Genomic DNA, 13,671 nt, shown 5'->3' on the forward strand with positions numbered 1-13,671 from the left:
GGTCATCCGCCCTGGGCAGCGTTTGCGTTGGCCTGCTGCAAGCGTTCCGTTCCTCGCCGTTCTCCTACGAATCGCGGCCGTCATGGCGTCGCTGGCGCCTGGCACGCCGCTGCGGGCGAACGAGATCCAGAAAGGCGAATATCTTGCCCGAGCCGCCGATTGCGTCGGCTGCCACACGTCCAATCCGAGCCGGCCTTTCGCCGGAGGCTATCGGGTGCCGACGCCGTTCGGCGATGTCTATTCCACCAACATCACACCGGACCCCGACACAGGCATCGGGCGCTATTCCGCCGACGAATTCGTGCGAGCCGTGCAGAAAGGCGTCAGACGCGACGGGCCCGATCTCTATCCCGCCATGCCATATGACAGCTTCGTCGGGATGAACCGCGAGGATGTGCTCGCGATCCGAGCCTACCTGCTCACGACCGCGCCGATTTCTCAGCCGTCGCCGCCAAACATACTGCCCTTTCCATTTAACCAGCGCTGGACGCTCTGGTTGTGGAAACTTGCCAACCTCCACGCCGGCGGCTTCGGACCAGATCCAAGCCGAACCGGCGCATGGAACAGGGGCGCCTACTTGGTGGAGGTGCTTGGCCACTGCGGCGCCTGCCACACTCCAAGGAATACGACGTTCGGCATGGATGAAGATCGCAAGCTTGCCGGCGGCAGCGCCGGTATCTGGCAGGCGTTCAACATCAGCGGCGACAAGATCGCGGGCATAGGCGGCTGGAGCGATGAGGAGCTGTTTCGGTTTCTCAAGACCGGCGCCATGCCTGGAAAGGCATATGCGGGCGGTCCGATGGCGGAAACGGTCATGAACAGCCTGCAATATCTTTCGGACGACGACATTCATGCCATCGTCGCCTATCTCAGGACCGTGCCCGCCCAATCGGGAGACGAGAAGCGGCCGCGCTTCGCGTGGACCAATCCGCCCGCAGCCGCCCGCGATGCCGGGACGAAGACCAGCGTGGAGGGCAGCGGGGTCGCGGTGGGCGACGATCTCTACCGGTCGCTCTGCTCGGGATGTCATGGCCTGAATGGAGGCGGATCGGCGGATGGCACCTATCCATCACTGACCAACAACAGCACTCTCGGCGTAACCTCGCCTGAGAATGTCGTCATGACCATCCTTGAAGGCGTCAAGGCAGGCGGCGTCGCGGGCCGCAAATCGATGGCGGCCTTTGACGGCTGGCTGGACGACGGCCAGGTGGCGGCCCTTGCAAACTATGTGACAGCGCGCTTCGGAAACCCGCAAGTCAGCGTCACGGCAGCCGATGTGCGCCAGATGCGGGCAGGCTCGACGACAGAGCAGACGGTGCTGGTTCTGGCGGCCCAGGCGCTGGTGGCGGGCGGCATCGTATTTGCGCTTGGTCTGGCGCTTCTGCTCGCCAGACGCCTTCGCCTGAGAATGCACCAGAGGCATCTCATATTCGTGTCGAGGGGCAGGCCATGAGACGGTGTGCCGAAGCGTGGCGTACCTGTTCCGCCTTTCCGTGCAACGATGAACTGCCTCAGCTTGATATCTCGACCGAGCCCTTCTGAGAGGAACTCCCGGCAGCGCCGCGAGGGGCGCGAAAGACGTCCGCCAGCCAATCGATGAACACCCTGATCCGCGAAGACAGATGGCGGCTCTGGGGATAGAGCACGGATACGGGTATCGGCGGTGGTGGGAAGGTTTCCAGTATCGGAACCAATTCCCCGGTGGCGATCTGATGCTCTACGCGATAGCGCGGGACCTGTATCAACCCGAGCCCGGCGACGCCGGAGGCCGTGTAGATTTCGGCGCCCCGGACGACGATATCGTAGGGCAGTGGAATTTCCCTTGCCGCGCCGTCCATCTCGAATTCCAGCGCGTACGGCTGCCCTGTCGCGGAGGCGGTATAGGCAACCATGCGATGGCCGCCGAGATCATCCGGTGTTGAAGGGACGCCGTGACGTTCAAGATAGGCTGGGCTCGCCAGGGTGAGTTGCTCGAATGCGGTTATGTGGCGACCGACCAGAGACGAGTCGGACAGTTCGCCGGCTCGCACGACGCAATCGACGCCTTCAGTGATGAGGTCGACCATCCGGTCGCCTTCGCTGAGGCTGAGCGAGATGCCGGGATAGCGCGTGATGAACTCGGGCAAGGCGGGCATGACGAAAAACCGCGCGATGGTCCCCTGCATATCCACACGAAGCGGACCCTTGGGTTCCGCATTCCTGAAGACGCTCTCCACCTCATCCAGGTCCGCAAGGAGCCGGATGCAGCGTTCATGGTAGAGTGCGCCATCGAGCGTCGGCCTCACATTTCGGGTTGTCCGTTCGAGGAGCCGAACGCCGAGATCCGCTTCCAGGCGCTGGATCGCATGGGTGGCAGTGGGCCGCGGAACCTGCAGGTCCCGCGAGGCCTGGGCAAAGCTCCCACGCTCGACGATCCTGACGAAGAGCCGCATGACGTCGATACGATCCATGACCATCTCGTAGTCGATTGTTATGGCTTTTGAAATGGTGATGTTGAAATCGGCTTTCTAGTGCTGGTTTTAAAAACGGCTATCTTCACACCATTCAAGTCCTCAGATCGACAGGAGTGAAGATCATGCCTTTCGTCAATTTCAAGGTCCCCGAGGCGGCGCTGAACCGGGCCCAGAAAGAAGAGATCGTCCATCGGGCCACCGCGATGCTCGTGGAATATTTCTCCGAGGCCGCTCGGCCGCATACCATGGTCCTGATCGAGGAGGTCAAGGACGGCGGTTACGCCCGCGCCGACGAGGTCTTCGTGATCCCGCAGGAATATCGAGCGAAGGATTGATATCGGCAACAACACGGCAAAGGAACAACGACAATGACCACCTCAACGAACAAAGTTGCGATCGTCACGGGAGCGTCTCGTGGCATTGGAGCGGCCATCGCCCGCCGGCTGGCGAGCGACGGCCTCACGGTCGTCGTCAACTATGCAGGCAGCGCCAAAGCGGCCGCCAAGCTGGTGGACGAGATCGAAAAGGCCGGCGGTCGGGCCACCTCCTTCCAGGCCGATGTCAGCGACCCCCAAGCCGTGAGACGGATGTTCGATTCCGCCGAAGCGGCCCATGGCGGCGTCGACGTGCTGGTGAACAATGCCGGCATCATGAAGCTCGCGCCGGTCGCTCAATTTGATGATGCGACCTTCGATCAGACCATCGCGATCAATCTCAAGGGCACGTTCAACGGCCTTCGCGAGGCGGCGAGGCGCCTGCGCGACGGCGGCCGCATCGTGAACTTCTCGACCAGCGTCGTCGGACTCTACCAGCCGACCTATGGCGTTTATGCGGCCACCAAGGCCGCGGTCGAAGCGCTCACCCACATTCTGGCGAAGGAGTTGGGATCCCGCGCCATCACGGTCAACGCGGTTGCGCCGGGGCCGGTGGCCACCGAGCTTTTTCTCGAAGGCAAGGATCAGGCTACGCTCGATCGTATCAAACAGATGAACCCGCTCGGCCGTCTGGGCGAGGTCGACGACATCGCGCGCGTCGTCTCCCTGCTGGTTGGACCGGACAGCGGCTGGATCAACGGCCAGATCGTCCGAGCGAATGGCGGGGTCATCTGAGGAACAGGATCATGAAGCAAGTCCGGCTCGGATAGGGGAAGGCTTTCCGTGAACGGGCTGCCTCGGACGGAGGTCGACAAGAGCGGCCTGATGGTCGCATGCCAAGGAACCCGATCGCGCCGTCCTCGTTGGGCAGGGATGCAGACCCACGCGCGCTTCATCATGCCGTCAACCGCGGCCACAAATGCTCGACATCGCCTTTCTGGAGGAAGGCGCGAAGCATGACACAGCGGCTTTGCTGCTGCACGGCTGGCCTGACGACGCTACCACCTGGGTTTCTGTCGCCGAGAGATTGTCCAGGGCCGGAATTCGCACCATCGCACCATGGCTGAGAGTTTCGGTCCGACCCGCTTCCTGTCGGATTCCTCGACAAGTCTCTGGATACGGAGGACGAGATGATTGCGAACTGGACTCTGCCTGAGCGCTTCATCTACGGCGATCACGCGATCGCCTGGGGCACGCTCGGCGAAGGACAGCCTGCGATCCTCCTGCACGGCTCGCCATTTTCCTCGCTGGTGTGGCGGCGAATTGCACCGTGGCTCGCGCGGCACCGTCGGGTTTTCTATTATGATTTGCTGGGTTTCGGGCAGTCCGACAAGCCGGACGCCGACGTCCTGCATGGTCTTCAGAATGGAGTTTTCGCGGCGCTGGTAAAGCATTGGGGTATAGAGCGCCCGGACGTTGTCGCGCATGACTTTGGCGGGTCCGCCGCGTTGCGCGCCCATCTCATGGACGGCATCGACTACAGCAGCCTCATGCTGATCGATCCTGTCGCAATCAGCCCCCAGGGATCCGCGCTGGTGCAGGCGGCCAAGACGCACCAAGACGTTTTTGCCGGTCTACCGGCTTACATCCATGAAGCTGTCCTGCGCGCGTATATCGGTGCCGCTGTGAAGTACGGATTGCGCGAAGAAGAGACGCGGCTTTATCTCCAGCCCTGGCTTACCGAGGAGGGTAAGGGGGCGTTCTGGCGCCAGGTGGCGCAGATGGACGACAAATACAGCGAGGAGATCGAGGGTCGTTACGACGAAATCCGCTGCCCCGTGACCATTCTTTGGGGCGCCGAGGATGAATTCATCCCGCTGAAAGATGGTGAAGAACTCGCACGGCGCATCCCAAACGCTCCACTCGTTGTCGTACCGGATGCGAAGCATCTTGTGCAGGAGGACGCGCCAGAGGCTATCACCGCAGCCGTTCTCGACTTCTGGCACCGGGACGACGCGCGTCACGATGCAGCGCGGACGCCGCCGTTTTCCGAGCCTCGAAGAACGGCCCGGGCAGGCCCGCAGGTCGGAGCGAATAGATGAGCTGAAGCGTATCGCAAACGTGGCGATGTCTTGACGGTCGGTGATCGATAGCACCGCGTCGCCACGCGTGTGCGCGGCATCGTACTGGACGGTATCGAGGGCGCGCTGAGGAGGAGGATGGCGAGGTCAAATCCGGTCGACATGCAGGGCCTGCGAAGAGTGCGCTCGCTGTCGGCATTCGCATCCAGGAAGGGGCCGTCTGCACTGGCCCGCTTTGGTAATTTAGAGTGTGTCGACCAAGGGACGAACGAAGCGCTCGAAATCCTTGTCGAGCGGCCAGAGCGGGCGCGGCGCGTGGATATAGGGGCGCCGCTCTGCCCGCGGCGTTGCCAGCGCGCCCGCATCGCAGACGATGATCTTGCCCGCTATCGGCTCGAATGCCGCCCGGAAATGCTGCATCGACTTCAGGACCAACACGCGGCGAGCCGTCGGTTCTATCCCGAAAGCCCGCAATTGCTGAAGGTCGACCATCTGCTGCGCTTCTGAAACGACCAGGACTTCGATCCCGTCGACGTCGATTACGGCGGTGGGGCCGAAACTATGGGTGAGCCCGCCCTGAATCGGTCCGTCGCCGACATAGGCGCCGTCCGAAAGCCTGGTCAGCACACCCGTCACCGTTAGCGGGCCACCGCCGAAGTTGGCGTCGCCCTTGCCGCCAATCGTCACCGTCACGGTTTCGCCTTGCCGGTGACCGTGCAATTCATTTGCCGCTTGAGGATCGATCATCGGCGCGAGTACCGCACCCTTTGCTCCCGCATCGAGCAGGCCCTTCAGCAGCGCGGTCGAGTCGCCGTAGGAGCCGGCGCCGGGATTGTCGGCGTAATCGGCGATAACAAGTGGCTTGTCGCCGCGCCAGGCATGCGCCTCGGCAGCAGCCTCGTCGACCTCGATGAAAACATTGCGCTTCTTGGTCCGGCCCTCCCAGATCCTGTCCGCAAGTTCCTCTGTCACATGCATGGCGGCTGGCTTGGCGCCGGGATCACGGCTGTCATAGGTTGCGAGCACGGTGGGGCCGACGCAGGACACGTCGGCGCCCGTGAAGGCTGCATTGACGGAAACCGCGAGCAAGCCCTCGGCCTCGGCCTCGCGGGCGCGGTCATAGAGGGCCAGCGTCTCGAGAATGTCGGTGCGGCCTGAATTCGCTTCGTCCAGCATCGGCACATGCGCCCTAACGGTCCGGGGCGCGATTTCACCCCTCATTGCGCGATCCAGGATACGGGCGGCATGCGCGCCGATTTCGCGCATGTCCACATGCGGATAGGTCTTGTAGGAGACAAGGATCTGCGCGTCCCGAACCATATCTTCGGACACCATCGCATGAAGATCGAGCGTTACCGCAACAGGAATATCCGTTCCAAGTTCGGCCCGCAGAAGGCCTAGCAGATACCCTTCCCCGTCCGGGCAAAACTCAGGCACCATCGAGCCATGAAGTCCAAGCAGCACTCCGTCGAGGCGGCCCTTGTTCGAACGCGCTGCCTCCAGGATAATACCGGCGATGTGGTCATAGGCAGCTTTCGTCACCCGCCCCCCGGGCACGGCATGTGCCGAAATCGCGTGGATCACGTTCCAGCCCGCCGGTTCCGCCACATCCATGAATCCGGCAAGTTCGGTGTTGGCGTTGCGCCGGGCGCGGATCGCGTCGTCGCCAAGGAGAAGCGTGTCCACCTGAAACTGCGGCAAGTCGGTACGGAAGCGCGAGAACGTATTGCTCTCGTGCATGAATTCGCAGGTAAGGACATTGAAGGTCATGGGCAATTCCTATTGCGCGAGACGCACGCGATGACCGCGGCCGATCTCGACAAGCTCGCTTGGCTCGGGTTCTTCGTCGGGGTCCGGACGGCGCGAAATGTCGGGCGAAAAGCGGGCGGCGCCTGGGACGAAGGCAGCATCTGGCAAGGCGCGTGCCCCGGTCAGGATCGCGTCGGGATCGGGAACCGAACCGATCAGGCGACGCGTGTAGGGATGCGTCGGGCGGCTGAAAATCGAATGCCAGTCACCCTCTTCCACCACGCGGCCGAAATACATCACGGCAACCCGGTCGCTGACATGCTCGACCACGCTCAGATCATGGGAGATCATGATGTAGCTCAAGCCCAGCGTTTCCTGCAGGTCCATCAGCAGGTTGATGATCTGCGCCTGGATGGACACGTCCAACGCCGACACCGGCTCGTCCAGCACCAGGATCTTCGGATCGAGCATCAACGCCCGCGCGATGCCGATCCGCTGGCGCTGCCCGCCGGAGAATTCATGCGGATAACGGTCGGCGTGATCGGGCGTCAGGCCGACTCGGGTCAGCATCTCGGCGACGCGGTGGCTGGCCTCGCTTCCCCTGGCGATTCCATGCAGGGAAAGCTGCGAGGACAGCATGCGACCGATGGTCTGGCGCGGATTCAGCGACGCATACGGGTCCTGAAACACCATCTGAGCGATGCGCGCGCGCTCCTTGCGGGCGGGAGCGCCAGGGCCTGCCAACGGCTTGCCCTGGAACAGTATCTTTCCCGAAGTCGGCTCCTGCAGGCCCATCACGGTCAGCGCGGTGGTGGATTTTCCGCAGCCGGATTCACCGACGATGGACAGGCACTCTCCGTCGTTCAGGGTCAGATTCACGCCCTGAACGGCACGAAGCGTCCGCTTTGGCCCCAACAGCGAGCGACGCGGCAGCGGGAAATGGACGTTGAGGTCGCGGATTTCCAGAAGAGGCTGGTTCATGCGGTCGCCTCCAGACCAAGGCCGCGCGGCGTGGTCAGCGTCGGTGCGTCGCGTCCACGCTCCTCGCTGCCCACGACCTGGTCCAGTTCGGTCAGGCGGGCGCGTCCAACCAGCGTTCGCGACCCCAGGCGAGGGCGTGCCGCGAGCAGGCCTCGGGTATAGGGATGCAGCGGATTTTCGAACAGAGCCTTGGTGTCCTGCTCCTCGACGAGCCGCCCCCGGTCCATGACCCCGACGCGCCGGCACATATTGGCGATCACGCCCAAATCGTGACTGACCAGCAGCACGGCCGTTCCTTCAGCCGTGCAAAGCTCGGCAAGCAATTCCAGGACGCCTGCCTGGACCGTCACATCAAGTGCGGTGGTCGGCTCGTCCGCAATCAGCAGGTCGGGACGGCAGGCCAGTGCAATGGCGACCATGACGCGCTGGCGCATCCCTCCCGACAGTTGATGGGGGTAAGACAGGGCGCGTTCCTCGGGCGCCGGCACACGAACACTTTCCAGTGCCTCGACGGCTTTCCTGCGCGCATCCGACCACCCGAAGCCCCTGTGAACGACGAACATTTCCGCGATCTGACGGCCAATCGCCATCAGCGGATTGAGCGCCGTCATGGGCTCTTGAAACACCATCGCCATACGGTCGCCGCGCAGACGGCGCCTGGCGCGGCTGCCAAGCTTCAACACGTCCTGGCTCCGGAAGAAGATCGAGCCGCCGGTCACCTCCAGCGGGCGTTTAAGCAACCCCATCACCGAAAGGCCGGTGATGCTTTTGCCCGAACCGGATTCGCCGACAAGTCCGTAAGTTTCCCCAGGCAGGATATCGAAAGACACGCCGTGAAGGATTTCGTTCCGCTTGCCGACGCCGATGCGCAAGTCGCGGATGGACAGAACAGGGTCGGGAAGAATGCCGCTCATGCCTGCCTTATCCTCATATGCGGATCCAGCATGTCGCGCAGCCCGTCACCGAGCAGATTGAAGCCAAGGACCGTGGCGAAGATTGCGAGGCCGGGGAACAGCGAGGCCCAGGGGGCGGTGCGGATCAGTTCGCGCGCGTCGGTCAGCATGTTCCCCCAGCTCGGCTGTGGTGGCCGGATGCCGACGCCGAGGAAAGACAGTGCAGCTTCCGCCAGAACCGCGCCGCCGATGCCAAGTGTCGCGATGACCAGCACCGGACCGACGATATTCGGCAGTATCTGCGTGCGCATGATGTTGGCGTCGCTGAAGCCGGCCGCCCTGGCGGCCTGCACGAAGCCCTGATTCTTGAGCGACAAGGTGGAGCTGCGGGCGATGCGGCAGGTCCAGGACCAGTTGGTCAGGCCCAATGCGATCAGGAGACTTGGCAAGCCGGGTCCCAACACCGCCATGATGGCGAGCGCGAAGACCAGGGATGGGATCGCCAGCATGACGTTGGTCAGCCCGTTCACCAGGTCGTCCCACCAGCCTCCGAAATAACCGGCCGAAACCCCAAGCGCCATACCGATGCACGAGTTGATCAACTGCGAAACGAGGCCGACGGTCAGCGACACCCTGGCGCCGTAGAGGATACGGGAAAAGACGTCGCGACCCTGCCCGTCCGTGCCCAAAAGATGGTCCCAGCTCGGCGGCATTTCAGAATTCATCAGGTCGGCGTCGAATATCGGGTTGTACGGGGCAATCCAGCCGGCGCTGACGGCTGCGGCGACCACGAGCAACGCCAGCGCCAGGCCAAGGGCGAAATTGAAACGCAACCGCATGGATCAGGCCACCTTGATGCGCGGGTCGATCATGGCATAGGCGATATCGACCAGCATGTTGATGACAAGGAACCACAACACGATCACGATGACCGTACCCTGAACCACGGGAATGTCGCGTGCCGACACGCTGTCGACCAGAAGCGACCCGATCCCTGGCCAGGAAAACAGTTTCTCGATCACGATCGCCTGCCCCATGAGCGAACCGATCTGAAGGCCAAGCGTGGTCAGGATCAACACCAGCACGTTGCGGGTGACGTGACTGCGCACCAGACGCGGTTCGGTCAACCCTTTGGCTCGCGCCGTTCGCACGAAATCCGCGTTCATCACGTCCAGAACGCCAGCGCGGGTGGTTCGCGCCAGGAGCGCCATCGGCGATACGCCGAGCGCGATGGCAGGCAATATGATGTAGCGGATGCCGCCGGGCTGGTAGCCGAAGCTCGGCAGCAGACCGAGCTGCAGCGCAAAGACGTACATTAGCAGCAAACCTAGCCAGAATTCGGGAACCGACAGGCCGGAAACCGCCAGCATCATCGTGCCGGTGTCCAACACGCTGCCGGGCTTCAGCGCGGCCAGAAATCCCAGAGGAATACCGACTGCCGCGGCAAAGCCCATCGCCGCCAGCGCCAGTTTGATCGAAGGCCAGAGCCGCGGCTCGATCACGTTCCACACCGGTTCGCGGGTGCGGTAGGAAATTCCAAGGTCGAAATGCGCCAGCCCCCACAGATAGTCCCACAGGCGGACCGGCAGAGGCTTGTCCAGCCCGAACTGCTCGTTCAGATGCGCCATCACATCGGCATTCGTGGCGTTGCGCCCCTCCGACATCAGGCTCGATATGAAGCTGCCGGGGACGACGCTGAATATCACGAAAATGATCAGCACGACCGCCAGCAGGGTCGGGATCATCTGCAGCGTGCGACGAAAGATGAAGCGCGACATCCGCGAATCCTGCCTTTCAACAACTGGGCGCCATGCGGCGGGCGAGGAGTGGGCGCCATGCGGTGGGCGGGGCCGTACAAACCGGTCCCGCCCGCCAGCCATGCCATCGCGCTACTTGCGTGATGCGGGTGCGCTGTCGTCGATCCAGATGTCCTCGTAATCCTGGATAGCCAGTTCCGCGCCGTTCGGCTTCAGCCCGTGGACCCATGGCTGGTAGGCCATGACGGCCTTGTTGTAATTGAAGAACCAGACCGGAGCCTCGTCCTGCAGCAGGTTGTTGGCTTGCCTCAGAAGATCGTTCTGTTTGGCCGGATCGGTTTCGTTGCCTGCCTGCTCGATCAGCTTGTCGAAGTCGGCATTGTTGAACTTGACGTAGTTGCAGGCGGTTTGCGATGTCTTCGAATAGAAGCAGTTCAGATATTTCAGCGGATCCGGGCCCGACGAGTTCGACCAGATAAAGGCATCAAAATTGTCGGACAGGATCTTGTCGGACAGGACCGAGCTTTCCACCGGGTCGGTCGTCACGGTGACGCCCACCTTCGCCAGCATCGGGATGATCGCCTCGACGATCGGCAGGCCCCAGCTTTCGTTCGAGGTCGCGGTGACCGAGAACTTCAGACCGGTCTCGAACCCTGCCTCCTTCAGCAGTTCCTTGGCCTTTTCCGGATCATAGGCATAGGGCTTGGCGTCCTTGTCGAAGGCCGGCGATGAAATCGGCAGCCAGGAGACCGCGGGATAAGCCTTGTTCTTCAAGAGCTTCTCGACAATCAGGTCCTTGTTGATCGCATAATTGATCGCCTGCCGGACGCGCTTGTCCTTGAATGCCTCGACCTTCGGATTGAAGCCGATATTGCGGGTGTAGACTTCGGCCACCTCAAGGATGTGATCCTTCAGCGCCGGATCCTGGCTGTAGGCCTCATACTGCACAGGGCCGAGAACGTTGGTATCGATCTCCGCGTTGCGGAAGGCGACGTCGCGAGCCGAAGCTTCGCCCATCAGCATGATGTCGAGCTTGTCGAGATGCGGCTTGCCCTCCTCATAATAGCCGTCGAACTTCTCCAGTTCGACCTTCGAGCCCGCAACGTAATTGGCGAGCTTGAACGGGCCAAGGCCGTTCGGCTTGGAGGCCAGCTGATCCTCCGGATAGTCCTTGGAGTAGATCGGCGCATAGTTGGACATCAGGTTCCAGCCCGGATCGGCCAGGTTGATGAAGGTGATTTCGATGGTCCTGTCGTCGATCTTCTTCAACCCGGAAATATGATCGGCCTTGCCTGCCTGAAATTCGGCGACGCCGGCGATCTGCAACATCTGCTCGGCGCCCGGCAGGGCCTTCTTGGGATCGGCAAGACGGTTGTAGGACCAGATCACGTCATCGGCGTCGAGCTTGTCGCCATTGTGAAAGGTCGCTTCCCGGAGCTTGTAGGTATAGGTCTTGCCATCCGCCGACTTCTCTACCGTTTCGGCGAGGTCGAGCTCAGGCTTGCCGCTTTCCGGGTTCCATTTGTAGAGGGAGCGGTTGATCGCTTTGGCCACGATCTCGTCTTGCGTATGCGGTGTCGCCGTGATGTCCAGCGATGTGATGGAGTTGCCATAGGGCGCGGTGAACACCAATTTCCCCCCATCCTTCGGTGTGGCGTCCTGCGCCAGCGCGGCGGTCGCCGTTCCAAGCGCAAGCGCCGCGATCAAGCCAAGTCTGTTCAACATCCCTCAATTCCTCCCTGTGGTTCGTTGTTGATTTCCTGTCAGAGACGGGCCCAACCGGCATCCCGCCTCAACTTCCTTCATAGACGATGCGCCCATCCAGAATTGTCATCTCACAGCGCGTTTCACGCAGGATTGTCTCCGGTGTGGCCGTCAGGAGGTCGTTGGAGAACACGGCGATGTCCGCGAGCATTCCAGGCTCCAACCGGCCCTTCACCATTTCCGCGCCCTGGGAGTAGGCACCGTGTTCGGTATAGGCGCGCAACGCCTGTTCGGACGTCAGTTTTTCGGAAGCGTCCATTACCGTGCCCTTGTGCGTCTTGCGCGTCAGCATGGCGTAGAGGTCCGGGAAGGGATTGGGCGAACAGACCGGCGAGTCGCTGCCGGTGGACGGCTTCATGCCGAGGCGATCCCAGGTTCCGATCGGATAGGAGCGCAACCCGCGCTCCGGCCCGAGAACCGAGACGTAGGCGTCGCCGAAATCATAGATGAAGGCCTGCTGCGGCGCAGGCAGGATGCCTGCCTTCAACATCCGCTGATTGATGGCATCATCGACATAACCGCAATGCTCGATCCGGTGCCGGTGCTTGTGATCCGGCCTGGCGGCGCGCACACGTTCATAAGCGCGCACGAGCTGGTCGATGGCGGCATCGCCAATGCCATGGCAGACCATGGTGTAGCCCATTGCGGTGTAGCGGTCGACCAGTTCGAACAATTGAGCGTCCGGCAGCATCCGGACACCGAAATTGTCAGGCTGGCCAATATATGGCTGGCGCATCCAAGCCGTGCGTCCGCCGGCCGAGCCGTCCGTGAATATCTTCACGCCGCCTATGCGGAACATGTCGCTGCCGACCCCGGTAACGAGACCCGCGGCATGGCAAGGCTCGACGATGGACGAACCGGGGTCGCCCAGAAGTGTTGCCCAGACCCGTACCGGGAGCCGGCCGCTGCGCTCGGCCTCATGATAAGCCTCGATCTCGGTCATACCGTCGATCTGGCCAGTGGCCGCGTCCATGCAGGACGTCATGCCGAACCGCAGGAGGTCACGGCCCCCCGCTTCGATAGCATCGAGTATCTCGGCGAAAGAGGGTGTCGGCTGGACGTCGTAGACGAAGTTCTGGGCGTTCTCAGCCAGCATTCCGGTCAGTTGCCCGGCCTCGCGCCCAATGACGCCACCATCCGGATCGGGCGTGTCGATATCGATTCCCGCCAGCGCCAGCGCCAGCGAATTCACGACAGTGACATGGCCGCAGGCGCGCGTGACCGAAACGGGATGATCGGGCAGGGCGGCGTCCAGTTCCTTCACGGTCGGCATCAGTGCGTCGGGATATCGGGTCTGGTCAAAACCCCGCGCGGTCACCCATGCGCCCTTGGGCGTTTCGGCGGCCCGCGCCTGCAACGCAGCCATCAGCGCGCCGCGGGTCGGCGCGGCATCGGGCGTCGCATCGACCTTGCCGCGCAGGAGCCCCGTCGAGATCAGATGCAGGTGCGCATCGTTCAGACCGGGCATTGCGAAGCGCCCGGCCAGATCCACGGCCCTCGTGCCCTTTCCGATCAGGGCCTTGATTTCGGCGTTGGAGCCACTGGCCACGACCTGGTTGCCCAAGACCGCAATCGCCTCCGCGATCGGATTTCCGTAACCGGTCCAAATCTTGCCGCCATGCAAAACGAGATCGGCTTGGTTCTGCGAATTCATGCTGCCTTTTCTTCTCCCCGGCGTT

At 62.4% G+C, this 13,671-nt stretch carries 12 protein-coding genes; 4 read left to right on the forward strand and 8 right to left on the reverse strand.

Features of this window, described 5'->3' with window-relative positions; translation table 11 throughout:
* The first annotated feature begins 82 nt into the window (after nucleotides 1-82).
* Nucleotides 83-1,453 (forward strand): c-type cytochrome, encoded by a 1,371-nt coding sequence (locus LB545_RS24530; RefSeq protein WP_224705981.1) that lies wholly within the window; start codon nucleotides 83-85, stop codon nucleotides 1,451-1,453.
* Between the two features lie 58 nt (nucleotides 1,454-1,511).
* Here the strand turns inward: LB545_RS24530 and LB545_RS24535 are convergent, their stop codons facing one another.
* Nucleotides 1,512-2,450, reverse strand: coding sequence for a LysR family transcriptional regulator (locus tag LB545_RS24535; protein ID WP_140525146.1), 939 nt, complete (start codon nucleotides 2,448-2,450; stop codon nucleotides 1,512-1,514).
* A gap of 125 nt (nucleotides 2,451-2,575) precedes the next feature.
* Between LB545_RS24535 and LB545_RS24540 the strand changes: the two genes are divergently transcribed.
* The 3 genes from LB545_RS24540 (at nucleotide 2,576) to LB545_RS24550 (ending at nucleotide 4,869) form a co-directional block, all read left to right on the forward strand.
* The gene (locus LB545_RS24540) at nucleotides 2,576-2,788 is read left to right on the forward strand and encodes a tautomerase family protein (RefSeq protein ID WP_140497359.1); all 213 of its coding nucleotides are present in this window, start codon (nucleotides 2,576-2,578) and stop codon (nucleotides 2,786-2,788) included.
* A 33-nt stretch (nucleotides 2,789-2,821) separates the two neighbouring features.
* On the forward strand, nucleotides 2,822-3,562 hold the full coding sequence (locus LB545_RS24545) for an SDR family oxidoreductase (protein ID WP_140515187.1): 741 nt from the start codon (nucleotides 2,822-2,824) through the stop codon (nucleotides 3,560-3,562).
* Nucleotides 3,563-3,957: 395 nt separating this feature from the next.
* Complete coding sequence (locus LB545_RS24550) at nucleotides 3,958-4,869, forward strand: alpha/beta fold hydrolase (protein ID WP_224705982.1); 912 nt, start codon at nucleotides 3,958-3,960, stop codon at nucleotides 4,867-4,869.
* Nucleotides 4,870-5,091: 222 nt separating this feature from the next.
* On the opposite strand, the gene LB545_RS24555 is transcribed toward LB545_RS24550, so the two are convergent.
* The 7 genes from LB545_RS24555 to LB545_RS24585 all read right to left on the reverse strand — a co-directional run bounded on the left by LB545_RS24555 (nucleotide 5,092) and on the right by LB545_RS24585 (nucleotide 13,646).
* On the reverse strand, nucleotides 5,092-6,618 hold the full coding sequence (locus LB545_RS24555; protein ID WP_224705983.1) for a M81 family metallopeptidase: 1,527 nt from the start codon (nucleotides 6,616-6,618) through the stop codon (nucleotides 5,092-5,094).
* 9 nt (nucleotides 6,619-6,627) lie between these two features.
* The gene (locus tag LB545_RS24560; protein ID WP_224705984.1) at nucleotides 6,628-7,578 is read right to left on the reverse strand and encodes an ABC transporter ATP-binding protein; all 951 of its coding nucleotides are present in this window, start codon (nucleotides 7,576-7,578) and stop codon (nucleotides 6,628-6,630) included.
* A complete protein-coding gene (locus LB545_RS24565; RefSeq protein ID WP_411908915.1) occupies nucleotides 7,575-8,483 on the reverse strand; it encodes an ABC transporter ATP-binding protein in 909 nt (302 codons plus the stop codon). Before LB545_RS24565 ends, LB545_RS24560 begins: the two co-directional genes overlap by 4 nt.
* A 5-nt stretch (nucleotides 8,484-8,488) precedes the next feature.
* A complete protein-coding gene (locus tag LB545_RS24570) occupies nucleotides 8,489-9,310 on the reverse strand; it encodes an ABC transporter permease (protein WP_140497347.1) in 822 nt (273 codons plus the stop codon).
* 3 nt (nucleotides 9,311-9,313) lie between these two features.
* A complete protein-coding gene (locus LB545_RS24575; RefSeq protein ID WP_140497345.1) occupies nucleotides 9,314-10,249 on the reverse strand; it encodes an ABC transporter permease in 936 nt (311 codons plus the stop codon).
* Nucleotides 10,250-10,360: 111 nt separating this feature from the next.
* On the reverse strand, nucleotides 10,361-11,953 hold the full coding sequence (locus LB545_RS24580) for an ABC transporter substrate-binding protein (RefSeq protein ID WP_224705985.1): 1,593 nt from the start codon (nucleotides 11,951-11,953) through the stop codon (nucleotides 10,361-10,363).
* Nucleotides 11,954-12,020: 67 nt separating this feature from the next.
* Nucleotides 12,021-13,646, reverse strand: coding sequence for an amidohydrolase (locus LB545_RS24585; RefSeq protein WP_140561707.1), 1,626 nt, complete (start codon nucleotides 13,644-13,646; stop codon nucleotides 12,021-12,023).
* Nucleotides 13,647-13,671 lie beyond the last annotated feature (25 nt).

The sequence above is a fragment of the Mesorhizobium sp. BR1-1-6 genome, from assembly GCF_020165355.1.
In the GTDB taxonomy this organism is placed as follows: Bacteria; Pseudomonadota; Alphaproteobacteria; order Rhizobiales; family Rhizobiaceae; genus Mesorhizobium.